This is a genomic window from Marvinbryantia formatexigens DSM 14469 (genome assembly GCF_025148285.1).
Lineage (GTDB): Bacteria > Bacillota > Clostridia > Lachnospirales > Lachnospiraceae > Marvinbryantia > Marvinbryantia formatexigens.
Genome location: NZ_CP102268.1, coordinates 1,554,110 through 1,577,594 on the forward strand (window position 1 = coordinate 1,554,110; position 23,485 = coordinate 1,577,594).

General features: G+C 49.5%; 23 protein-coding genes and 2 tRNA genes. 5 read left to right on the forward strand and 20 right to left on the reverse strand.

Going from position 1 to position 23,485, the window contains the following annotated elements:
- Positions 1–16 precede the first annotated feature (16 nt).
- The 6 genes from NQ534_RS07595 to NQ534_RS07620 all read right to left on the reverse strand — a co-directional run bounded on the left by NQ534_RS07595 (position 17) and on the right by NQ534_RS07620 (position 5,814).
- Positions 17–1,453: a sulfatase family protein gene (locus tag NQ534_RS07595; RefSeq protein WP_040784383.1), complete on the reverse strand. Its 1,437-nt coding sequence runs from the start codon at positions 1,451–1,453 to the stop codon at positions 17–19.
- Between the two features lie 56 nt (positions 1,454–1,509).
- Positions 1,510–2,259: an ABC transporter ATP-binding protein gene (locus NQ534_RS07600; RefSeq protein WP_006863197.1), complete on the reverse strand. Its 750-nt coding sequence runs from the start codon at positions 2,257–2,259 to the stop codon at positions 1,510–1,512.
- Positions 2,260–2,275: 16 nt separating this feature from the next.
- Complete coding sequence (locus NQ534_RS07605; RefSeq protein WP_006863196.1) at positions 2,276–3,064, reverse strand: ABC transporter ATP-binding protein; 789 nt, start codon at positions 3,062–3,064, stop codon at positions 2,276–2,278.
- The gene (locus tag NQ534_RS07610) at positions 3,040–3,843 is read right to left on the reverse strand and encodes an ABC transporter permease (protein WP_006863195.1); all 804 of its coding nucleotides are present in this window, start codon (positions 3,841–3,843) and stop codon (positions 3,040–3,042) included. The genes NQ534_RS07605 and NQ534_RS07610 overlap by 25 nt, the downstream gene beginning before the upstream one ends.
- A 1-nt stretch (position 3,844) precedes the next feature.
- Complete coding sequence (locus NQ534_RS07615) at positions 3,845–4,630, reverse strand: ABC transporter permease (protein ID WP_006863194.1); 786 nt, start codon at positions 4,628–4,630, stop codon at positions 3,845–3,847.
- A 143-nt stretch (positions 4,631–4,773) separates the two neighbouring features.
- On the reverse strand, positions 4,774–5,814 hold the full coding sequence (locus NQ534_RS07620) for an ABC transporter substrate-binding protein (RefSeq protein ID WP_006863193.1): 1,041 nt from the start codon (positions 5,812–5,814) through the stop codon (positions 4,774–4,776).
- A gap of 410 nt (positions 5,815–6,224) precedes the next feature.
- On the opposite strand from NQ534_RS07620, the gene NQ534_RS07625 reads away from it, so the two are divergent.
- Positions 6,225–7,235 (forward strand): asparaginase, encoded by a 1,011-nt coding sequence (locus tag NQ534_RS07625; RefSeq protein ID WP_006863191.1) that lies wholly within the window; start codon positions 6,225–6,227, stop codon positions 7,233–7,235.
- 12 nt (positions 7,236–7,247) lie between these two features.
- Here NQ534_RS07625 and NQ534_RS07630 read toward each other — a convergent pair whose 3' ends face one another.
- The 4 genes from NQ534_RS07630 to NQ534_RS07645 form a co-directional block, all read right to left on the reverse strand.
- Positions 7,248–7,799 carry a GNAT family N-acetyltransferase gene (locus NQ534_RS07630; protein ID WP_006863190.1) on the reverse strand — a complete coding sequence of 184 codons (552 nt, stop codon included), beginning with the start codon at positions 7,797–7,799 and terminating at the stop codon, positions 7,248–7,250.
- A 251-nt stretch (positions 7,800–8,050) separates the two neighbouring features.
- A complete protein-coding gene (locus NQ534_RS07635; protein ID WP_006863189.1) occupies positions 8,051–8,644 on the reverse strand; it encodes an ECF transporter S component in 594 nt (197 codons plus the stop codon).
- 149 nt (positions 8,645–8,793) lie between these two features.
- Positions 8,794–10,029 carry a toxic anion resistance protein gene (locus NQ534_RS07640; RefSeq protein ID WP_006863188.1) on the reverse strand — a complete coding sequence of 412 codons (1,236 nt, stop codon included), beginning with the start codon at positions 10,027–10,029 and terminating at the stop codon, positions 8,794–8,796.
- Between the two features lie 44 nt (positions 10,030–10,073).
- Positions 10,074–11,555 carry a 5-bromo-4-chloroindolyl phosphate hydrolysis family protein gene (locus NQ534_RS07645; RefSeq protein WP_050778348.1) on the reverse strand — a complete coding sequence of 494 codons (1,482 nt, stop codon included), beginning with the start codon at positions 11,553–11,555 and terminating at the stop codon, positions 10,074–10,076.
- Between the two features lie 270 nt (positions 11,556–11,825).
- Here NQ534_RS07645 and trhA point away from each other — a divergent pair, with 270 nt between their 5' ends.
- Both trhA and NQ534_RS07655 read left to right on the forward strand, forming a co-directional pair.
- The gene (gene trhA, locus NQ534_RS07650) at positions 11,826–12,506 is read left to right on the forward strand and encodes a PAQR family membrane homeostasis protein TrhA (RefSeq protein ID WP_006863186.1); all 681 of its coding nucleotides are present in this window, start codon (positions 11,826–11,828) and stop codon (positions 12,504–12,506) included.
- A 290-nt stretch (positions 12,507–12,796) separates the two neighbouring features.
- Positions 12,797–13,057, forward strand: coding sequence for a GIY-YIG nuclease family protein (locus NQ534_RS07655; protein ID WP_006863185.1), 261 nt, complete (start codon positions 12,797–12,799; stop codon positions 13,055–13,057).
- A gap of 64 nt (positions 13,058–13,121) precedes the next feature.
- Here the strand turns inward: NQ534_RS07655 and NQ534_RS07660 are convergent, their stop codons facing one another.
- The 5 genes from NQ534_RS07660 to NQ534_RS07680 all read right to left on the reverse strand — a co-directional run bounded on the left by NQ534_RS07660 (position 13,122) and on the right by NQ534_RS07680 (position 18,275).
- On the reverse strand, positions 13,122–14,009 hold the full coding sequence (locus tag NQ534_RS07660) for a DegV family protein (RefSeq protein WP_006863184.1): 888 nt from the start codon (positions 14,007–14,009) through the stop codon (positions 13,122–13,124).
- Between the two features lie 6 nt (positions 14,010–14,015).
- On the reverse strand, positions 14,016–15,065 hold the full coding sequence (hydE, locus tag NQ534_RS07665; protein ID WP_006863183.1) for a [FeFe] hydrogenase H-cluster radical SAM maturase HydE: 1,050 nt from the start codon (positions 15,063–15,065) through the stop codon (positions 14,016–14,018).
- Between the two features lie 3 nt (positions 15,066–15,068).
- Complete coding sequence (locus NQ534_RS07670; protein WP_006863182.1) at positions 15,069–15,575, reverse strand: flavin reductase family protein; 507 nt, start codon at positions 15,573–15,575, stop codon at positions 15,069–15,071.
- A gap of 128 nt (positions 15,576–15,703) precedes the next feature.
- Complete coding sequence (locus NQ534_RS07675; RefSeq protein WP_006863181.1) at positions 15,704–17,104, reverse strand: MATE family efflux transporter; 1,401 nt, start codon at positions 17,102–17,104, stop codon at positions 15,704–15,706.
- A gap of 157 nt (positions 17,105–17,261) precedes the next feature.
- Complete coding sequence (locus NQ534_RS07680) at positions 17,262–18,275, reverse strand: NAD-dependent epimerase/dehydratase family protein (protein WP_006863180.1); 1,014 nt, start codon at positions 18,273–18,275, stop codon at positions 17,262–17,264.
- Positions 18,276–18,485: 210 nt separating this feature from the next.
- Between NQ534_RS07680 and NQ534_RS07685 the strand changes: the two genes are divergently transcribed.
- Together NQ534_RS07685 and NQ534_RS07690 are read left to right on the forward strand one after the other, a co-directional pair.
- A complete protein-coding gene (locus NQ534_RS07685) occupies positions 18,486–19,166 on the forward strand; it encodes a response regulator transcription factor (protein WP_006863179.1) in 681 nt (226 codons plus the stop codon).
- Between the two features lies 1 nt (position 19,167).
- Positions 19,168–20,223, forward strand: coding sequence for a HAMP domain-containing sensor histidine kinase (locus tag NQ534_RS07690; protein ID WP_006863178.1), 1,056 nt, complete (start codon positions 19,168–19,170; stop codon positions 20,221–20,223).
- 34 nt (positions 20,224–20,257) lie between these two features.
- On the opposite strand, the gene NQ534_RS07695 is transcribed toward NQ534_RS07690, so the two are convergent.
- The 5 genes from NQ534_RS07695 to NQ534_RS07715 form a co-directional block, all read right to left on the reverse strand.
- Positions 20,258–20,329, reverse strand: a tRNA-Cys gene (locus NQ534_RS07695).
- A 103-nt stretch (positions 20,330–20,432) separates the two neighbouring features.
- Positions 20,433–20,504, reverse strand: a tRNA-Glu gene (locus tag NQ534_RS07700).
- Between the two features lie 272 nt (positions 20,505–20,776).
- Positions 20,777–21,811 (reverse strand): uroporphyrinogen decarboxylase family protein, encoded by a 1,035-nt coding sequence (locus tag NQ534_RS07705; protein ID WP_040784377.1) that lies wholly within the window; start codon positions 21,809–21,811, stop codon positions 20,777–20,779.
- Positions 21,812–21,921: 110 nt separating this feature from the next.
- Entirely contained in the window at positions 21,922–22,560 is a 639-nt protein-coding gene (locus NQ534_RS07710; RefSeq protein ID WP_006863175.1) for a cobalamin B12-binding domain-containing protein, read from the reverse strand.
- Between the two features lie 36 nt (positions 22,561–22,596).
- Positions 22,597–23,400 (reverse strand): methyltetrahydrofolate cobalamin methyltransferase, encoded by an 804-nt coding sequence (locus tag NQ534_RS07715; RefSeq protein WP_006863174.1) that lies wholly within the window; start codon positions 23,398–23,400, stop codon positions 22,597–22,599.
- Positions 23,401–23,485 lie beyond the last annotated feature (85 nt).

A 23,485-nucleotide genomic window follows, 5' to 3' on the forward strand; every position in this document is an offset into this window, starting at 1 on the left:
TGTTCACTCCCACTATTTATCTGATTCTGTATGGTGCGAAGTTATGATTTTCCTTAATATAATCGTCGCAGCTATATGCCGGAACTCCTTTCCCCCACATACCTGCAAGACCTGTCTGCCCGGACCCATATACGGCTTCTCTGGCACCATCAATTTCCGGATTCACATATTTGGCAAACCATTCTTCCAGACGCTGGCGCATTTTCGTTTCAAGCGATTCAAATCCTCCCGCATTCAGCAAATTTTTCGTTTCCTGAGAATCCATCTGCAAATCATATAATTCATTTGGTCCATACGGATAGCGGACAACATATTTAAAGCGTCTTCCCCGTATCATGCGGTTTGGGCCATATTCGTCCAGCACCACCACTTCCTCATGCTGTGCAAAAGCTTCTCCCCGGAGCGCAGCCGCAAAAGACACCCCCGGTCGCGTTAATGTATCGGATGGCTTAATGTCCAGATATTCCAGCAATGTCGGCATAAAATCATAGGCGGAGACCAGAGCGTCACATACGCTTCCTTCCGGAATATGCCCCGGATGACACGCAATAAAGGGGACCTTTATAGATTCTTCATACATATTCAGCGGGAAAGTAGCGTTTCCTTTTCCCCAGAATCCATGATGCCCACAGGAAAAACCATTATCCGACGTAAATACAACCAGCGTATTTTCCGTCAGCCCCATTTCATCCAGTTTTCCCAGAATACGCCCGATTCCTGCATCCATCGCAGTAATTGCCGCATAATAGCCAATCAGATTTCCTCTCTCATCCTTTGCAACCTCATCGGTCAGATAAATACTGTCCGGGTGCCTTGGCAGATGAGGAACCGACTCAAACGGGCAGTCTTTATAAAGCTCTGTATATTCCTTCGGATGGTTATTCAACCAGGGAGCATGTGGAGCAGTATATGCTACATGAAGATAAAACGGTTGCCGGTCCTCTGTTCTTGATTCCAGAAAACTTACAGCATCATCCGTAATAGCATCTGTCACATAGCGTTCTTCCCGGTACAGTTTTCCATCCCGGTACATAGGCGCTCCATAGTAAGGACCTCCTCCCGATTTATGACTGAACCAGTGTGTAAATCCCTGCTGCACCTTTCCTGATGCACCCATATGCCATTTTCCTGACAGTGCACAACAATATCCGTTTTCCACCAGAGCCCTTGTGTAAGAATACTGTCCCGCCAGATATTCCAGAGACGCCTGGCGTTCATCATCATCTTTGAGCCAGTCATGCACACCATGCCGGGATGGAATCGTTCCCGTCAACAGACTTGCTCTTGCCGGTGAACATACCGGAGATGCACAGAAAAAGTTTTCAAATCTCATTCCACAGGCGGCAAGACGGTCAATATTAGGTGTAAGAATCTCTCTGTTTCCACTGCACCCCAGAGACCAGTATCCCTGGTCGTCCGAAATAATAAATACAATGTTCGGTCTCCTTTCCATTCCTGTCCCTCCCTCAATTATATCCGCAAGCCTTCTTTATGTAAAGCTTTGTTATTTTACCACCACTTAATCAAATCCGTCACCTCATTGCGCAGTTTCACAAAATCAGGACTGGCAATGTTCCGGGGACGTGGAAGTGAATTATCAATCGCCTGCTTAATACTTGTCGGTTTATTAGTAAGCACCAGAATACGCTCTCCCAGATAAACAGCCTCCTCAATATTATGCGTAATAAATATGACGGTTGTTCCAGTACGCTGCCACAGGCTAATCAGCTCGTCTTCCAGACGGTAACGAAGCTGAATATCCAGTTGTCCATAAGGCTCATCCATCAGCAGCAAATCCGGCTGTGTAGCAAATGCTCTGGCGATTACAACACGCTGCAGCATACTGGCGGATAATTGATCCGGATAGTATTTGCGATATTTTGTCAGTCCCACAATCTCCAGATATTCGTCAACCAGAACTCGTGCTTTTTCCTTTGGCACTCCTTTAATATCCAGTCCAAAGCCCACGTTCTCTTCTACCGTCAGCCAGGGCATCGTAGAATATTCCTGGAAAATATAAGCGATGCTCTGTTTCTTCAGGTCTACCGGTTGTCCGTCCAGCAGAATTTCTCCTGCTGTCGGCTCATACAGCTTTGTCAGACTGTTTAAAAATGTTGTCTTTCCACAGCCGGTAGGACCCACAATGCAAAGGAATTCTCCGGCATGAACATCGAAAGAAATATCGTTAAGTACCAGGAGGTCGCCAAACTTTTTTGTCAGATGACGTACCTGTACCTTTGGCATTTTATTGTCCTGCATAGTAACTTCTCCTCTCTTACAGCGTCAAATCCATATTATCCGTAATAAGCTGCCGCAAACGTAAAAACTCGGAATCCACATAGTCGCGGGGATGCGGCATATCGATAATATATTCTTCCTTAATATGAGTGGGGCAATTTGTGAGCAGAATGATACGGTCAGCTAAAAAAAGTGCCTCTTCAATATTATTTGTAACAAAAACTACTGTGCGCTTTTCTTTCTGCCAGATGCGCTGCAGTTCTTCCTCCATCATATAACGTGTCTGGGCATCCAGATGTCCAAACGGTTCATCCATCAGCATAATATCCGGCTGATTAGCGTAGGCCCTGGCAATACCAACGCGCTGCCGCATACCACCAGACAGCTGACCCGGATAACTCTTCTCAAAACCGGTCAGACCAACCAGTTCCAGATACCGCTTTACCAGTTCTCTGCGCTCTTTTTCCGGCACATGACGCACGCTCGGTCCAAAACCTACGTTTTCCTCAACAGTCATCCACGGAAACAAGGATGTTTTCTGATATACTACCCCTCTCTCTGGAGCCGGTCCTGTCACTTTTCTTCCTCTGGTATATACCTCACCCTCTGTCGGCATATCCAGCCCCGCCAAAATGTTCAGCAACGTGGTTTTACCGCATTGCCCCGCCCCAAACAACACAAGAAATTCATTTTCATGAACTTCAAAATTCATATTGCGAAGCACTTCATTCCTGCCGTTCCCATCATAATTATCAAAACTGCGCCCTACATTCCGACACTCCAGTACTGCTCCTCCTGCGATTACATTCCCTTCTGTTCGTTCCATGCACACAGTCTCCTTTCTAAAGCACTGGTCAGATTAGCAAGTATAAAGCCCACAATGCCAATCGCCATAATTCCCACCATAATCTGTACTGTATTTCCGGTATTCATTCCGCGCACAATAACCCATCCCACACCTTCATTAGACTGAATCATTTCCGCTCCCACCACAGCACTCCATCCGGCTGTAACCGCTATCTGCAGACCTGCAAAAATGTAAGGAACAGCAGACGGAAGAACTATTCTGAAAAAAATCTGTCGTTCATTTGCCCCCAACATCCTGGCTGCTCCAATCAGCTCCGGGTCCACATTTTTTGCTCCATCATATGTATTAACTGTAATAAAAGAAAAACATCCCAGAAAAATGATAAAAAATTTTCCTACATCGCTTAAGCCAAACCACAGAATCGAAAGCGGAATCCATGCCAGCGGCGGAATCGGACGGATAAATTCGAAAATCGGCTTGAAAATGGCTTCAGCAAGTCTGGAATAACCCATTGCTATGCCGAGTGAGATGCCAACAACCGTTGCAAAGAAAAACGCTACCGCCACACGGTACAGACTAACACCGATATGCACCAGCATGGTCTGTTTACCAATTGGTTCCGTAAAGCTTCTGATAAATGCCATCAGCACCTGACTTGCAGGTGGAAGAAACATAGATGCTCCGGTAAATCTGGCTGCCAGTTCCCAGACCACAAGCAGAGACAGCAGAGAAATCACTGTATAAATAGCAATCAACTGTTTTGATGAAAAACGGCTGTTTGATGTGGTATCAATCATACTATCTTGCCCTCCTTACAAATTTTTTCTGAAGCTTTTCAAGCACCGTATTAAGCAGAAGTCCAACAAATCCAATCGTCAGCATTCCTACGATAATCACATCCGGGCGCCCCATCATGCGGGATATCTGAATCATATATCCCAGCCCGCTGGTTGCCGCCAGCATCTCAGCCGCCACCAGCGCGACCCATGCGGAACCAAGCGCCAGACGCAGACCGGTAAAAATCATTGGCAGCGCCGTCGGAATCGCAATCTTAAATAACATCTGGCGATTTGTCGCACCAAATGTTTTTCCTACCCACAGATGCACCTGACTGGTCCTGCGTATTCCAGTATAAGAATTCACCGTCGCACTGATAAATGCTGCAAAGAAGATAATGCCAACTTTGGATGCATAGCCAATTCCAAGCCACAAAATCATCAGAGGAATCCATGCAAGCGCCGGAACCGGACGGATAATATCAAATAACGGCTTTGCAAACAGTTCAAATCTCTTATTCCAAGCCATGCCGATTCCAAGCGGCACCCCTACCAGAACACCTACCGCATAACCGCCCAGCGCAATCTTTAAGCTGGACCATATATTTTCCAAAAGGCTGGAACCATCCGGAACAGTTCCTCCTGTCAGTTTATACCAGAATGTATTTAGTATTTTTGCCGGACTTGGCAGCATTACTGCGCTGACAAGATGAAATCCGTCTGTGACAAGGTGCCATATGAGAAGCACCACCAGGAATGAACACACAGAAATTAATCTATATTTATACTTTTGAAAAAGCTTTCTCATACGTTCTCTACTCCCTTCTCAAATTTGTGATAAACGTATCCTCCCGATTACAAAATGTGAAAAAGCAAATGGTCCGCGGCTTGTAAAAGTCACAGACCATTTTTACCTGTCATTCTTTTCCTATAAGCTTTAAATCGTCTGTCTTATTGATAAGCCTCCACAAAGGTAGTAATCACATTGGTGGTAAATTTCTCGCTTGCACTGGCTTCCAGTTGTCCCTGCTCTATATAGAACTCGCCCAGTTCTTTCGCAAAAGTTCCAAGTTCACGCCCTTTCCAGTCTTCTTTTACCAGCCATTTTACACGTCCCAAATCAGACACGCAGTTTTCACGACTGGTCTCCATTCCGGAATCCTTCAGAAATTCCACAAGCAGGTCTGCCGCCATATCCGAATCCTCTGCCAGAGCAGCATTGGCTTCCATTACACAATCTACATATTTCTGAATCAGTTCCGACTTATCTTCCAGGGATTTGCGGTTGCCCACAATCATATCTACATAACGGGTTCCCATGTCTGCCAGATTTGCCACTTGTACCATTCCGTCATTTTCTGCGTCAAAAAAAGTGGGCACATTCAGCGATGCGGCATCTCCCTGTCCGGCCTGCAGTGCCTGATAGGCCTGCACAGTATCCATATTAACAATGTTTACATCTGTCGGTTCCATTCCCAGTTTTTCCAGCCATTTCAAAACAGTAAAATGCTGGGCGGTTCCCACAGGTGTCAGAATCGTAATGCCTGTAACAGAATCGGGACTGCCAAGAACTGTCGGATACGACGGATTATAACCTGTATCCTGCGCCACCGGGGAATCCGGTGTCACAAATACGCCTTGTCCGTCAGTGGATTCCAGCACTTCACCAATAATCAGTTCATCATAATTTGCCATTCCCGTAACAGCGGCAGCACCCATATGTCCCACATCCCACAAGTCAGCAGCCAGAGCTTCATTCATCGGGGCACCCGTATCAAACATGGTGATATCCATTTTAAATCCCGCCTGCTCATCTAATCCATTTTTCTGGATATAATAAGTTGGCAGACTTGTAATCGTCGGCATTGCCGCAACCCGCAGAACCGGAAGTTCTTCACTGCTCTCCGCTGCTTTGACGGACCCGCTGTAGCCTGTGAAAGAAAGCGCCGTAACTGCCGCCAGTAAAAAAGCTGCTCCTGTTTTCATTTTCATTCTAATTCCTCCTTCTATAATAAGTTTCTCCTGTTTTATTGTAATTAGATTATATCATGCCGGATTTTCTCCGCGTTTTGGATATTTTTACTTTTCTTTACCATGCTTTTTCAATGTTTTTCATTTTTTACATTTCATTTGTTTTTTCGATATTTTTCTTCTTATTTTTGTTGTATTTTCCCAATCATTTCTTGTGTTTTTCGTTATTATGTCTATTTTACTCTTATATTTTCGTTTTCATTCGCCATTATACATATTTTTCTGTATTTCAGCAAAAATCGTATACTCTTTTCCAGGCGAACGCAGCGCCTTCTATATATCTGTTTATCCCTCTTGACATCTTCCGGAAAATCCGCCAGAATAAGGCTATATGACATGTTTATGAATTGTGTCAGAATGTGGAGAATATTATGGGATCATTTTCAAAACTACTTTTAATCGCCACCGGCGGAACCATTGCCTCAAAATATACCGGAAGCGGTCTGTCTCCGCAGATCTCCGCATCGGAGCTGCTGTCCTACGTCCCTTCCGTCACAGAATTCTGCGAAATAGATACCCTGCAGCCATTCAGCCTTGACAGCACAAATGTCCGCGCCGCGCAATGGCTAAAGCTTGCTTCGCTCATCGAAGATAATTATGAAAAATACGACGGTTTTGTCATCTGCCACGGCACAGATACGATGGCGTACACGGCAGCCGCGCTCTCCTATCTGATTCAGAATAATTTAAAGCCGGTTGTCATCACCGGCTCGCAGAAACCTATTGACCTTGCGATCACAGACGCGCGCGCAAATCTGACAGACAGCCTGCGTTTTGCCGCCAACGACCGCGCGCACGGGGTAAACATCGTATTTGGAGGCAGCGTGATTGCCGGAACACGCGCCAAAAAAGAGCGCTCCAAAAGCTATAACGCATTTTCCAGCATCAACTATCCTCCGATTGCCGTCATCCAGGAAAACCGCATTATCTTTTATATCGACGATAAAGACCGTATCACCGGAGAACCCGTTTTCTACCGCACTTTAAATGACAATGTATTTCTTCTGAAGCTGATTCCCGGCTGCAGCGGACAGATTCTGGAGACCCTGTTCGACAAATTTGACGCCGTAATCATCGAATCCTTCGGCGTGGGCGGTCTGCCGGATTATGGCAGCGACAGCTTCCGCCATGCAATCCAGCGTCTGGTATCTGCCGGAAAAATCGTTGTCATGGCGACCCAGGTGACGCACGAGGGAAGCGATATGTCCATTTACCAGGTAGGCAAAGTGATGAAAGACGAATTTGCCCTGCCAGAATCCTATGACATGACCCTGGAAGCCACCGTCGCCAAAACCATGTGGGCACTCGCCCGGAGCACCGATGCCGCCGCCTTCCGGAATCTGTTCTATCAGACCATCAACCACGATTTGCTGTTCCGCTAGAGGGCGCGCAGCTTATTCTTCTGCTCCGCCAGACAACATGCAGCTCATCTCGTACCACTGCTCTCCTCCCCAGGAAGACGCCGAGATTCCCTTATTTTTGAATCCCATTTTTTCATACATCTTCACCTTATCCGGCAGACAGGTCAGTATCAGCAGCCGTCTGCCGTTTCCGGCTTCCCGGCAGGCATACCGGCGCATCAGTTCGCGCGCCAGTCCCTGTCCGCGGTATTCCGGGCGCACATCCAGTCCCAGCAGCATGACGACGCCTCCCTCCGGATTATACAGACCGGCATCCGTAAAAAACTCATCCCGGAAGGCTTCTTCCTCCGTGGAGATCCCGTTCAAAAACCCGGCGATTCTGCCGGTTTCCCGGTCCGCCGCCACCAGAAACAGCTCCGGTGCCTTTGCAATCCGCTCCAGCATCATTTTGCGTGAGCATGCCTCGTTCGGCGGAAAGCAGATATATTCAATCTCTGCCGCTTCCTCTGCCTCCTCCTGCCGGATGCTCCGGAAATCAAATCTTTCCTGCAGTGCCTTCTCTTCCTCTGTTCTTTTCTCTGTCATATATCCATTCCTCCATATCGAATATCATGATACCAGGTTTCTGCTCCATTGTATCCAATTACAATAAAAAGGTCAAGGCAGAGAAACTCCCGTTACTGTGAACGGAGCGGACAATAGCAAGCTCCCTGCATTCTGCGTGACACAGATGCAGGGAGCTTTTCCCGAAATATATCATATAAATTTTCCGTTGCGCAGACCATCCGGGCGCGCACTGACATGTAGTCCGGCACTTCCGTAATCGCTCACCCCGTTTACTCCGTCTGCACCAGCAGCCCCGCCTTCGCCAGCGCCGGGCGCAGAACATTGTAAATCACGGCAACCAGAATCACAGATACCACTGCGTTCACAAAGGTGGTCATCGTGCTCCATTTTGCCAGAACAGACGCCATTTCCTGCGGCTGTCCGAGAACGATCTGCTTGTAAAAGTAACCCACCAGCGGATCAAAAATGACATTAAAGCCAAGTCCGCAAATGGATGCAATCACACTCCACTTAAAAATATATTTCTTATCCGTACTTTGTCCGATTTTCGCGATTTTATGCGCAACCAGACCGGTAATCAGACCAATGCAGAGCTTCAGCACAAATGTTTTCGGCGCGCTCACAATGTAGACCGGGTCAAGAATATCCGCAATCGTCATCCCGACCGCGCCTGCCAGTCCGCCGTAACCGCCGCCAAGCAGCAGCGCCGCCAGTACGCAGAACGCATTTCCGATATGCAGCGAGGTGGCATCGCCGCCCGGCATCGGAATTTTAATCTGCAAAAATGTAAATGTGACAAAGCACAGCGCCGCCAGAAGGGCTGTCTGCGCCCATTTCAAAACTGTTTCATTTCTGTTTTCCATAATCTCCGCTCCTTCATTTCTGGTTCACGTGAATGCCTTTTTCTTCCTCATGAGCATGAAGCTATCTTATCACGCATCCGGATATATGGAAATGTCCAGTTTTTGTTTTTTTAACCAGTCCAGTTTGTCAGAAAGGTTCTGATTCCCCTTTATTTGCGAATCTCCAAAAGCTTCGCCTTCAGTTCGTTCTCCATCCGCAGCATCTCCGCTTCCGCCGCCATGCGTTTCTGACGGCCATCCGCCTGAATCTGCAGAACCTCATCGAAGGTCTGCACAAGCTTTGCGTTTGTCTGTGTAAGTGTCTCGATATCCACGATTCCGCGCTCCGCCTCCCGTGCCGTAGATACGGTGGCAGTGTGCAGCGCTTCTGCATTGCGCTTCAGCAGCTCGTTCGTCATTTCCGAAACCGCGTTCTGCGCCTTTGCCGCCTCCGAAGCATGCTCAAGACCCAGTGCGATCACCATCTGGTTTTTCCAGAGCGGAATCGTGTTCACCAGTGTAGACTGGATTTTCTCAATCATCATGGTGTTATTATTCTGAATCAGTCTGAGCTGCGGAGCCGTCTGCAGCGATACCATGCGGCTCAGCTCCAGGTCGTGCAGCTTTTTCTCAAAACGGTCGCAGTAGGATGCCAGGTCCTTCGCCGCCTGCGCATCCTCCGGCAGATTGCTTCTCTTCGCCTTTTCAGTCAGTTCCACAAGCTGCGTGCCGCGTACCTGCGCCAGCTTTTTCTTTCCTGCCGCAATATACATCGAAAGCTCTTTGAAATAAGTAGTATTCAGCTCGTACATCTGATCGAGCGTCGCCGTATCCTTTAGCAGACGCACCTGGTGCTCCTCCAGGGCATCACAGATTTTATTCACGTTGACTTCCGTTTTGTCATACTTCGCCTTCAGGTTTTCGACCCGGTTTTCATTCTTTTTCAGAAAACCGAAAAACCCTTTGGGCTGCTCCGTGGCATTAAAATTTTTCAGCTCTGTCACCACACCTGCCAGCATGTCTCCGACCTCTCCAAGGTCCTGCGTTTTCACATTTTCCAGCGCCTTCTCGGAAAAATCCGCCAGCTTCTGCTGCGCCGCCGCGCCGTACTGCAGAATCACATTGCTGTCCTGTATATTGATTTTCTCCGCAAATGCGGCGATCTGCTCTTTCTCCTCGTCGCTGAACATGCTCTCGTCCACCGCCGGCTCATCCGCTTTTTTCTCCGCAGGAATCTGCGGTTTTTCCTGCATCTGCAGCACCGGCGCTTCTGACGCCGCTTTCACTTCCTCCACTGCCGTCTGCGCCGCGCCGCTTACAGCGTCCGCCGTCTTTGCCGCCTCCGCAAAGGGGTCCAGCGTGAGCGTCGGTGTCTCCTTCGCCAGTTTCGCAAATTCGTCATTCATGTTTTCTGTCCTCCTTCAAATAATAAGTCCTTTTCTCTTTTTCACTAAAGTCTTTCTCCGGTCAGACCCTCCTGCGCCAGCAGCGTGTTCAGCACCGAAATATCTGACTTTATATCCATCGACATATCCTGGTAAAGATTGTCAAACAGCCGCGCAAACGCCTGATTCAGCGTATCCAGCGTATCTTCGATTTCTTTCTTCGACTTAAAAATGTTTGGTCCCTGCACGGGCTGGTCATTCAGCTTCTGATACGATTCCAGCAGTCTGATCGTCGTCGGAAGATAATATTTCATCAGCTTTTTCGTCTCCGGAGCACTCTCCGGATGCTGCTCCACATACTGGAAAATCTTTGTGATCACCGTTTCCAGTCCATCCAGTTTCTGCGACACCGTCTCGTCCTTTATCGCCTCGTTAATTTCGTGAATGCGGCTGATATAATTCTGCCCTTCCGCGATCATTTTCTTTACCTCTTCCGGCAGCGCCTCGTTATCCCTGTAAGCCTCCCTTGCTTTTTCCTGCGCGATGCTTTCCGCCCTGCGCTGCTCCATCCGCCTCTGCGTATCCAGATACGCCTCATATCCCTGGTCTGTCACAAAAAGATTTTTCCCTGCTGCATCCAGATGCCCCTGCCGGAACATCCCGTCCTCAATCATTTTACGGACGTCCTTCTGCACAGCGCCTTCGCCCTTTCTCACTTCCGCTGCCAGCTCTTTTATGCTGATACATGTGCGCGTACCAAGTGCGCGGATGTAATTTTTAAAGCGGCGGATTCTCCCAAGCATGGATGTTCCTTTCCACAGTCCCGCCACACTCAGCAGCAGAAACGGAAGCTGCACCGCCAGCGCAACGTTCACATTTACGTCCAGTGTCACCGATACGATCCACGGAATCAGCATTCCGATTCCAAAACCAAAGCAGCCCGTTCCGCCCAGAATACTGAGCGTATAACCCGCTATTTTCGTTCCCCCGCAGCCGGAATACAGCTCGTTGTCCGGCAAATCTGCTGTCCGTTTATATACAAATATCCCCTTTTCAGCGTGTCCGGAGCTCTGCCACGGATTCTGCGCCCTCTGCCGGGCGCCTCCGGCTCTTCCCGCCATTCTGTCCGCTGCGCGGTTAATGGAATCCCCCAGACTGCTCATGCCGCGGCTGAAGCTGTCCGCCGCGCTGTTCATGCTTTTGCCGAATTCATCCGCGGCATTGTTTATTCCTCTACCAAAGCTTTCCGCCGTACTGTTCATTCCTTTTCCAAAATTTTCCGCGCCCTCATGCATTCCGCGACCAAACTCCTCCGCCGCGCCGCTCATTCCGCTTCTGAATTCTTTCGCGGCGCCGTTCATCCCGTCTTTAAAGCCCTTCGTCGCGCCGTTCATTCCCTCGGCTACGCCTTCCGCCGCACTGTTGACTGCCGAAGTCACCGCTTTTTGTATCGTCTGGCTCAGTTTACTGTAATCACCGGAGTCGATTGCCTGCTGCACCATATCGCTGATATTATTTCCGATATCCGACCAGTCCTGGTTCCCCATACCTGTTTTCTCCTTCATATATTCCCAGCAGCCCGGTCCGCGCCGGATTCCTTCGCGGGCATAAAGCCCCTGTCATCCGGACGACCGCTGCTGCATAAATTCTTATATGTTCCCATCATACCGCAAAAATGAAAGCTTGTACATAAGAAAACTTCATTAAATTTTTTAATACCCCTTGCAATCTCTCTTTTTGCGTGTTATCATCTCTTTGTCACATGACATAGTTTTTAAAACTACATATAATAGTATTATATAAAAGGAGGTATTTTTATGACCAGTCAGACATCACGCACACATCATCTGAAGGACCCCGGCAGCGCAATTACGCATTTTATCGGTATGCTGATGGCAATTTTTGCGGCAACCCCGCTGCTTATCCGCGCCTGCAGCCATCGGGAGCCTGTTTATGTAATCTCTATGGCAATTTTTATCGTAAGCATGATTCTGCTTTACGCCGCCAGCACCATCTATCACTCCTTTGATATTTCAGAGCGCGCAAACCGCGTTCTGCGCAAAATCGACCATATGATGATTTTCGTGCTGATCGCAGGAAGCTACACGCCGGTATGCCTGCTTGTGCTTAAGGGAAAAACGGGCACGATGCTCTGCGCGCTTGTCTGGGCGATCGCCCTGGCAGGCATTCTGATCAAGGCGTTCTGGATCACCTGCCCGAAATGGTTTTCTTCCGTGCTATATATCGGAATGGGATGGCTGTGCGTACTCACCTTCACGCAGCTTATCAATTCCCTCTCCCCGGCAGCATTTGGCTGGCTGCTGGCAGGCGGCATTATTTATACAATCGGCGGTATTATTTACGCGCTGAAGCTTCCGCTGTTCAATGCGCGCCACAAGAACTTCGGCTCCCATGAGATTTTTCATTTATTTGTCATGGGCGGCAGCGCCTGCCACTTTATCGTCATGTACTTCTTCCTGGCGGCACCTGCGCTGTAAGCGATACAGTCAGCAAAACCAGGCATTGTACACCGTACAGAGCAATCCGGTATCACAGGGGTCAAAATACTTTTTGACCCCATCATCATAAAATAAAAAAATCTCCAGTTGCACAAAAAGCAAAAACCGGCGTATACTACAAGTATGAATTCCAGCCGGTTTTTTCTTACCATCTTTTCCGGGAATTTTCCCCATGAAATATACCGTGCATCCGGCTGTTTTTCATAAGGAAGGGCGCTGCAGCGTTTTTGCAGATGCCCTTGCATACATACCTGGAGATTTGACATATCATGAACTATACGTACATCGTAAAATGCAGCGACAACACGCTCTATACGGGCTGGACCAATAATCTGAAGCAGCGTATCCTGGCGCACAACCAGGGCCGGGGCGCCAAATATACCCGGAGCCGCACACCGGTTTCTCTCGTTTACTACGAAGAATTTCCGGACAGGCAGGCGGCAATGCGCCGTGAATACGAGATTAAACAGCTTTCCAGAAGTGAAAAAGAGAAGCTGATTGCGTCAAAGCAAGCGGCAGACGCCTTATAAAAATGAAAAATAACGCAGAGCGTCAATGACTTTCCATCCATCTGATGCCCTGCGTTTCTTCTGATTATTTCAGATATTCTTCAAATTTCTCCTCAATCGCATTTTCAAACACTATGCCAAGGATTCCCGGACCGGTATGCGCCCCAATAGCACAGCCGACCTGGGTTTTCAGGATTTCCTTTACGTGAAATTCTTCCCGCAGTGCGTGCTCCGCCTCCTCGCAGATGGATTCGTCCGCACCGTAGCAGAGTCCCACCGTCTGGCGCTCCAACTGCGTTCCTTTTTCCTTTACCAGCTCCAGGCAACGCTTCACAGCGCGCTTCATACCACGCACTTTTTCGGTTGCAACCAGTGCGCCCTTCTCATCGACCAGAATGATAGGCTTAATGTCCAGCACACTTCCGATGGCTGCCGAAGAGCGGCTCAGCCTGCCTCCCCGTGCCAGGTATTCCAGAGTCGTCACCGTAACGACATGCTCCATATGCCCGCAGAAAAACTCTGCCGCCTCAATGAGAAGCTCCCTGGGTGCACCGTTCTTCTGCATTCTCAAAAGCTTGTATACCACCAGCCCGAACCCGATGGACGCGCATTTGGAATCGATAATCGTTATCTTAAAATCCGGATATTTTTCCAGAATCTCATCCTTTGCCAGATTTGCCGCCTGGTAGGTTCCGGCAATTCCTGTGGAAAAACAGATATACAGCACTTCGTCGCCCCGTTTTGCGAACGGCTCAAAATGCTGTTCAAACATATACTGGCTGATATGATACGTCTTTATTTCTGATTTATTTTCTTTCTGAATCCGGTAAAATTCCTCCGGAAAAATCGTATCGCCGTCAAAATAATCCTTTTCATCTATCGTAACCGGTGTCGGAATCACATGCAGCCCGTATTCCTTAATCACAGACTGCGGAATATCCGACGCCGAATCCGTAATAATACAAAATGCCATATATCCTTATCCTTCCCGCCTGCTCTTGCAGGCAACATCTCCGCGTGCCGTCACAATGCGGTATCCGGCGGACGCAACGCGTTTCTCCAGACAGCCGCGGCACTCGGCAGACTCTTCCCCTGTGCAGATTTTGTTGTCATATAATTCATAAAGCCTGCGCACCTTCACCGGTGACAGGTTGGGCATCACCACGTTTGCCCCCGCCTTCAGCCCCAGCTCCCGCCCCTGCGGGTGAATCGTGCCAAGCGCTGTCGTGGCGGGAATCAGTGCATAGGGAAACATCAGCCGCAGAATCGCCACCATCCGAAGACTGAGCGTCAGTGTTCCACCTGCATATTCCCCAAACGGCGTCTGATGATGCGGAATAAAAGGTCCAATGCCGATCATCGCGGGCTCCAGCTCCTGCAGGAAGCGCAGGTCTGAAATCAGATTTTCCGTTGTCTGATACGGCGAGCCAACCATAAACCCAGAGCCGACCTGATAGCCGATTTTTTTCAGGTTCCACAGACATTGTTTCCGCACGGACAGCTTCTGTTCCGGCGGATGCAGCTTCCGATAATGCGTCTCATCCGCTGTCTCATGCCGCAGCAGATAACGGTCTGCCCCTGCCTTGAAAAAGGCAAGATAGCTCTCATACGGCTTTTCTCCGAGCGACAGGGTAATTGCACAATCCGGATACTGCGCACGGATGTCACTTACGATTTCGCATACCCGGTCGTCTGTATAATAGCCGTCCTCTCCGCCCTGCAGCACAAAGGTGCGGAAACCAAGCGCATATCCCTCCCGGCAGCATTCCAGAATATCCTGCCGGCTCAGCCGATAGCGCACTGCCTGCGTGTTGCTTCTGCGGATACCACAGTAAAAACAATCGTTTTTGCAGTAATTCGTCAGCTCAATCAGACCGCGGATATAAACATCCGTACCATAATACTGCCTTCTCACCTCATCCGCCTGACGAAATAATTCTTCATCATAATCCGCGCACTCTATCAGTTCCTTCAGAGCTGCCTCCGGCAGATTCCGACCGCGGCGCAGCTCCTCTACGATTGCCGTCACAGCCTACTCCCTCACCAGAACCTTCAGAATTTCCGCAATGTACATGGTGTGGTAGTCCTTCTGCGGATACCATTTCCCATCAATATCCGTCTCAACAAAGTTCTCCGGTTTTATCTCATCATGATACATTTTCCTGCAGACCATAATCATATCCGCCTCTGCAAATGCCGGTACGCCGTCCACAAAATACGGCGTCAGCCCCGCCTGGCTGATTTTATCGGTATCCCTGCCGGAAACGGTTCCGCAGAGGTTCAGTGCTTTGCGGTATTTTTCGTCGTAAAAGGAAATCGTAAATGCCTCCTCACGGTCCACAAATTCCTTCGTATAGCGCTGCGGACGAATGTATGCCGTTACAGCATTCTTTCCCCACATCACACCGACGCCTCCCCAGCTTGCTGTCATCGTATTACACTTTGCTTCATCTCCTGCGGTGATAAGCATCCATTCTTTTCCGATCTTTGTAAACGGATTGAAGGAAAGCTCTTCTATCTTCGCTTCTTTAAATGCCATATTCTGACCTCCCTGCTGTCATTTTCATTTCTTTCAACACTTCATATTATACGAAATCCGCCAATGGAAATCAACCACAATAAAAGAAAAACGGTATAGCCCTGAAAAAGCTATACCGCTGTCTGCTTTTACTCCGCAACGCGCGCCGCGCCCTGCCGGAGTATTTTATTGAATCGTGTCATAAATACTGTCGTTGTGACGGTCGCCGCCAGAATGTCACTGACCGGCTCTGCAAGAAAGACTGCAAATACCTTATCCTGCAACAGCATCGGCAGGATAAAGATGAGCGGAATCAGCAGAATCAGCTTTCGCAGGCAGGCAAGCAGCAGACTGATCTTTGCCTGTCCGAGCGCCATAAAGCTCTGCTGGCAGCACATCTGGAAACCGTTGGAGAAAATCCCCGCCATGTAAATGCGCATTGCCCAGGTGGCATAGGAAACCAGCTCCGCATCCGCTGTAAAGATTCCCGCAAAGAGCTGCGGCACCAGCATCAGCGCCGCCCAGAAGACGATCGTGAAGGTCACGCAGACCTTAAACTGCAGGAAAAACGCTTTTTTCACGCGCTCCGTTTTCCCGGCTCCGAAATTGTAGCTGATGATTGGCTGTCCGCCCTGGCAGATGCCCTGCACCGGCATACTGACAAGCTGGCTGACGCTGGTGATAATCGTCATGGCTCCGACTGCCAGGTCGCCGCCGTAGCGTGACAGGCTGGAGGTAAAACTGACGGACAGCAGACTCTCCGTGGACAGCATGACGAAGGTGGAAACGCCCAGCGCCAGGCATGAACCGATGATTCCCGGCATCAGTCTCATATTCCGCGCTCTCAGGCGGAGCATGGTCTGGCTGCCGGTGAGGAAGCGCAGAATCCACACCGCTCCGACCGCCTGGCTGAGCACCGTGGCGAGCGCAGCGCCCCGCACGCCCATTCCGAAAACAAAGATAAAGACCGGATCCAGAATAATATTGATTACCGCGCCGATGACCGTTGTCATCATGCTGATCTTCGCAAATCCCTGCGTTGTGATAAATGGATTCATTCCCATCACGATAAGCACAAAAACGCTGCCCAGAATATAAATTCTCGCATAACTGACAGCATAGGGCAGCGTTGCATCGCTGGCGCCGAACATACGCAGCAGCGCCGGCGCCCCGGCATAAAATGTGACCGTCAGCACAGCGGCAATCGCAAGCAGAAGCGCAAAGCAGTTTCCGACAATCTTCTCTGCCGTTTCGTTATCCTGCTGTCCCATAGCGATCGCAGCGCGCGGCGCTCCGCCGGAGCCGCAGAGCATCGCGAATGCATTTATCAGCATCAGTATCGGCATAAAAAGCCCCACGCCCGTGAGCGCGGAGGCTCCGATTTCCGGAATGTGTCCGATATAAATTCTGTCTACGATATTATACAGCAGGTTGATAATCTGTGCCACCACCGCCGGAACGGCAAGCTGCGCCAGCAGCTTTCCGATGCTGCCGCTGCCCATATCCCGGCTCTGGTTTTCCGTGGTTCCTCCCCTGGATTTCAGGTTCATAATAGCTTCATCTCTCTTTCTATACTGAAACTATTATAAACTTGTGCGGCTCCTTCGTCTACTGCAAAATTGCAGAAAATTTCTGTCTCCGCAGCCGCTCATCCAGGCGCTCCTGTCATTCGCCTTCTTCCATCTGCAAAAACATATTGCAAAATTTCTATGCGATTTTTCCGGTCTCCCGCAGCCACTGCACCTCATCGTGAATCGTTTCCTGGTAGGAACGCGTCGTGTAACCCAGCTCCTGCTGCGCCTTTGTGCAGTCGAAGGCATTGTTGCGCGCCAGATTGTAAACAGAAAAAGTGGTCATCAAGGGACGTTTTCCGCTGCGCTTCGCCTGCTTTTCCAGAATCCCCGCCATAAAATCTGCCACCCTGCACGGGAGGAAAAACTTCATTTTCCGGCAGCCGCTCTCCGCCGAAAGAATTTTTGCAAAATCCTTAAAAGAAACCTCTTCGTTGCCAAGAATGTAACAGCTTCCCTTCTTTCCCTTATCCGCCGCCAGAATCGTTCCATGCGCCAGGTCGCGCACATCACAAAGGTTGAAGGAGCCGTCAATACCCGCCGGCATTTCCCCGTTGATAATCTGAATCACCGTTTTGGTCGTTTCTCCGACTGCAAAATCCTCCGGTCCGAGAATACCGCTCGGATGCACTACGCAGGCATTCAGCCCCTGCCGTTCTGCCGCATCCAGCACCCTCTGCGTGGCAATCGCCTTCGACTGGCTGTAGCAGCCAAGCACCTTTTCCGGTTCAAAGTGGCTGACCTCCTTAATGCGCAGTCCCTTCGGCTGCTCCGGTATCGCGCCCGTGCTGCTGCAATATACCAGTTTTTTGCACTCCTTATGCGCAAGACAGAGATCAATGATATTCTGCGTGCCGCCCACATTAACATCCATCACCTTCTGACTGTAATCCGGATTTACCGTAACGATGCTCGCAATGTGAAGCACGATAGTTTCCACGCCCTCCGGCACAGTGAAGAACCGCTCCAGAGACTGCTTATCGCACAGATCGCCTTCTACGATCTCCGCCTCCGTCGGAACATAAACCTTCGCCCTGTCATTCGGCAATACAAACGCCCGCACCTTATCGCCGCGCGCAATCAATTCTCTGCAGATTGTCCCTCCCAGAAATCCTGCTGCTCCTGTTACTAAATACATTCTCTCTTTCATCTTTTCTTACCTTCCTTTTTTTATTTGTCCCAGTCACCCGCGGTGTCTGTATCTCTTTTCAACTGACAAACGCATTCTAAAAGACAAAGGTTAAACGAAAGTAAAAATAGAAAAGTTTTTTTCAAAAAATTTCTATTATGTTATATAATAATACCAGAGTGGTATCAGGGGCAGAGCTTTGGATGCCGCCTGAATTTGGGGAGGAATCAGATGATTACTATATTAATTGTTGAAGACGATGCGGCAGTCCGGCTTCTGACAAAGGCACGCCTTTCCGCAAAATATCACATTCTGGAAGCAGAAAACGGCGCGAAAGGTCTGGAGGTGCTGGATCATCACCATGTTGATCTGATCATTGCCGATATCATGATGCCGAAAATGGACGGCTACGAATTTGTCCGCACGCTGCGGGAGGGCTCCATGAACATTCCGGTCATCATGCTTACCGCCATGAACACCTTCGCCCACAAAAAGGAGGGCTACGCCAGCGGCATTGACGATTACATGACAAAGCCAATCCAGTATGAAGAGCTGGAATGGCACATTGAAGCGCTGCTGCGGCGCGCACGGATTGCGAATGATAACAGAATCACCGTCGGCGGTCTGGTTCTGGACCGCGATTCCATGTCGGCAAAATATGAGGGAACGGATATCCCCCTCACCGCAAAAGAATTTGAGCTGCTCTACAAGTTTCTCTCTTATCCCGATGTGGTCTTTACCAAGCAGCAGCTTATGGACGAGCTGTGGGGCTACGACACGGAGAGCGATTACAATACCATAAAAACCTACGTCAGCCGCCTGCGCAGCAAATTCAGCCACTGCCACGAATTTGAGCTGGTTGCACTGCGCGGGCTCGGCTACAAGGCAGTCATACATAAGGAGGGCGTCTGATATGAAAAACGCCAGAAATAATTCTGCCTCCGGGCAGCCGTACAAAATAAAGGTTCTGCAGGCAAAATGGATTTTCTTTCTGTCCGCCGCAGTCGTCATCGGCGGCATCATGTCTTTCGGTCTGCTTGCGTTTCTGTTTCTTGATTTGAACCGGGAGACATCCATCTACATGCTCGGCATGATTCTTCCTATGACGTTTATAGTCATATTCTGTCTATATTTTATTCTGAAAGCTATGGAAAAGCGGATTTCCCGGCTGCTGCTCGCCATTACCGAAGTGGCAGACGGCAATCTGGACGTTGTCATCGATACCAGAGGTGCTGAAGAATACAGGGACATCTATGAGAGCTTCAACCGCATGACAAAAGAGCTGCGCAGCACAAAAGAGGAAATGGATAGCTTTGTCAATAATCTGGCGCATGAATTTAAAACGCCGATTACCTCCATCAGCGGTTTTGCGGATTATCTCTATCAGACCGGCGGTTCCATAGAAACGGAAGAGCGAATGCAGTTTCTGAAGCTGATTTCCGACCAGGCACAGCGGCTTTCCAGTCTTTCCCAGAATACCCTGCTGCTCTCCAAACTGGAGGCATGTCAGATTGTCACGGAAAAGGAAACCTTTGCCCTCGGCGAGCAGATTAAGCAGTGCGTCATTCTGCTGCTGCGCCAGTTTGACGAAAAGCATATCACGGTCGATATCCCGGAGGAATTTGATTTTGATTACTGCGGAAACAAAGAACTGATGGAGCAGGTCTGGATCAATCTGCTGAACAATGCGCTGAAATTTACGCCAGAGGGCGGCACGGTCACTGTCCGCTGCGCCCGGACAGATTCTTCTCTGAAAATCAGCGTGGCAGATACCGGGGTTGGTATGAACCAGGAAACCCAGGAAAGGATATTTGACAAATATTATCAGAACGACACCTCCAGCCTTACCAAAGGAAACGGTATCGGATTATCCATCGTCCGCCGCATTACTGAGCTCTGCGGCGGCAGCATCGCGGTGGAAAGTCAGCCCGGATGCGGCAGCACCTTCATGGTCTTTCTGCCGGTGTAATGAAAAAAACACCGTTTTTACGGTGTTTTTCAAGAGGCGCAGACCGGATTTGAACCGGTGAGTCGAGGTGTTGCAGACCTATGCCTTACCACTTGGCTACTGCGCCATATTCATTTTTAATATATGCGGCTGCTTTCTTTTTATGCCTTTCAGCTCTGCCGCTTCTTATAGTTTAACAAAACATCTTGATTTTGTCAATCGTTTTGTAGTGACTCCAAGGGGATTTGAACCCCTGTTACCGCCGTGAAAGGGCGATGTCTTAACCGCTTGACCATGGAGCCTTATCTGACAGTGAGACATTCCTCACCAACAGTCTCAACGAGTGATATAGTACCACACCTTTTCCGTTTTGGCAAGAGGGAATTTACGAAAATTCCGAAAAAAAACAAACGACTTTGCGAAGGTTCCCGTAAGCAGTCCCGTAAGCAGTCCCGTAAGCAGTAACGACGCCCGCTCCACATGACCGGGCGCCCTCCAGTGCTTCCCCTGTTTCTCCCTGCGCCTGCAGTAACGACGCCCGGTCCGCATGACCGGGCGCAGCTTTCATCCGATGTCAGAACATAATATTTATCGGAATACGTGCGGAATCGGGATCTTCGATTCCGAATTTTTCTTTGTTGACCTTATCGATTGCGTTTGTCAGGGACATGTACACACCCGGATATACGGAGCCGGGACCGCCCTGGGCAATGCAGGGGATAAAATGCTTCATGCCGTATTTGTCGCAGACTCTCCGTACAACCTTCTCGCAGTTTTCATCTGTCCAGTCCTCAAAATCCACATCCGCATTTTCGATACAGCCCATAAAGCTGATTTTGCCCTCATATTTTACCAGAAGCTCATCCACCTTGTTTGTCTCCATGCAGCCCTGGAATACATCGATGCCCATCTCAATCATGTCCGGAACCAGCGTCGCCGCATAGCTGTCAGAGTGATGAACCACATACTGTACGCCGTGGCTCTTATAATAACCATAAATTTCCTTGTACGGCTCCAGGAAAAATTCCTCAAACATACTTGGACTTAAAAAGGTGCTGTCGTGTCCGCCCCAGTCATCGTGATGAAACAGCATATCCGGATGCAGGTGGCTGCAGATACCCTCCGCCAGCTTCAGCTCCCACTCCGTCAGATACTTAATCATATCGTGCATTTCATCCTCATACTCAATATAATATGTCAGCGCTCTGACCATTTCGCAAAGATGATGGCTCTGTTCGAACAGACCGGGCGCCACGAAAGCCGCCTTAAACGCTTTCTCCCCGTCAACCGCATCGTACATTGCCTTGCACTGATCCCACTGTTCCTGCGAAAAATCCAGTGACGGCGCGTGCACGTAATCCTTCCAGTGCTCAATGTCCTGGACAACAATCTTATCCGGAGTATGTACGGGGAAGGAACCCGGCGTCCCCTCCGGGAAGGTGTTGGTCACTCCCCAAGCATTTTTCACATTTTCCATTCCCTTCTGAAGAAGCGGACTGGCAAACATAAACGGATGATACAGAAGCGCGATTGCCTCGTACTGATTGACAAACCGGTCCGGATTTCCTCCCTTCATGCATTCAATCATATTCTGTTTTGCAGTTAGCATGTAAAGCCCTCCTTTTTTCATATTCTGACGGTTATGCGCCTTTCGGACGCCAATCCCTGCCGCCGTCGGTTTTCCTGCCTTCCGCGCGCGGAAAGCGGTGCCTTTCCATTTTAAGCCGCTGTCAGCTCCTTTGCCTTCTGTGCGCAGGAAGCGGCGTCCTCCGTATAAGCGTCCGCACCGATTTCCTCTGCAAATTCCGCATTAATGGGCGCTCCGCCCACCATAACCTTAATCCTGCTTCTCTCCGGCAGCGTATTAAGCAGCGCAACCGTGTCGCGCAGCGCCGGCATCGTCGTCGTCAGAAGCGCGGAGCAGCAGATAATTTTCGTATCCGGATTTTCTTCAAACGCTTCCACAAATTTTTCTTTGGCAACATCCACGCCCAGATCGATTACCTCAAAGCCGGAGGATTCCAGCATCATCGCTACCAGATTCTTGCCGATATCATGAAGGTCGCCCGCAACCGTTCCGATAATGACCTTGCCCGCCGCTCCGGATTCTCCTGAGGAAAGATACGGCTTTAACACCACCACGCCGTTTTTCATCGCCTTTGCCGCCACCAGCATTTCCGGGACAAAAATCTCGCCGTTTTTAAACTTCGCGCCAACCTCATCCATTGCCGCGATCATGCCCTCATTAAGAATTGCCACCGGCTCGCAGCCCTCTTCCAGCGCGGCTTCCACCGCCGGCGCAACCTTCTTCGCCTTTCCCTTTACTACAAGCTCGTATACTTCCTGAATTCCTGCCATATATAATACCTCCTGTCATTTTATTGGCATTGTTTTCTATTTCTTCGGTCCGAAAATACCTTCCCGGTATGCGCTGATATATTCCATGCAATACTCGTCCTCGCCCAGAAGTGCCTCTGTAGCGTAAATAATTCCCATCATGTCCCGGTTGGTGGGATCCAGGATGGCGCTGTCCAGTCCGGCGTTCATGGCAAGCACCGTGAAGCCCAGATTAATCATCTTCCGGACAGGAAGATTGAAGGATATATTGCTGACTGCCGCCGTAATATGGATATCCGGGCAGCGTTTCCGCACAGTGCTGATAACCTCCACGTTCATGGCAATGCCGTCCTCCGAGGTACAGAGCATTTCCACCAGCGGGTCGATATGCATTCTGGACTGGCTGATGTGATACTTCTCTGCCGTCTCCAGCACCCGGTCAAAGACCCGCAGCCGGTCCGCCGCTGTCTTCGGAATTCCTGTATCGTCGGAGAGCAGGCAGATGACCTCCCATTTCGTGTCCGCAATCAGCGGGAAAATGATTTCCATCTTGTCGCCTTCGCCGGAAACAGAATTTACCAGACCAGGCTTCTTACAGTACGGAATCACCTCTGCAAGCACCCGCGCGCTCGGACTGTCCACGGAAATCGGGAGATCCGTCGCTTCCTGGATACAGTCAATCATCCATTTCAGCGTCTCCACCTCCTCCGCCTCCGGCACGGACGCGCAGCAGTCGATAAAGGTCGCTCCCGCTTCATCCTGCATACGGGCGCGGTTTTTGATAAATTCAGCGTCTCTGTTAGCAATCGCCTCCGCTACCGCCGGGATAGAACCGTTAATTTTTTCCCCGATAATAATCATATTACACCTCCATATTCCACAATTTTAAGGACGTCCTGTTCTTTTCTGTAAGCCCATTGTAGCATAGCTTTTTGCGATTATCTAT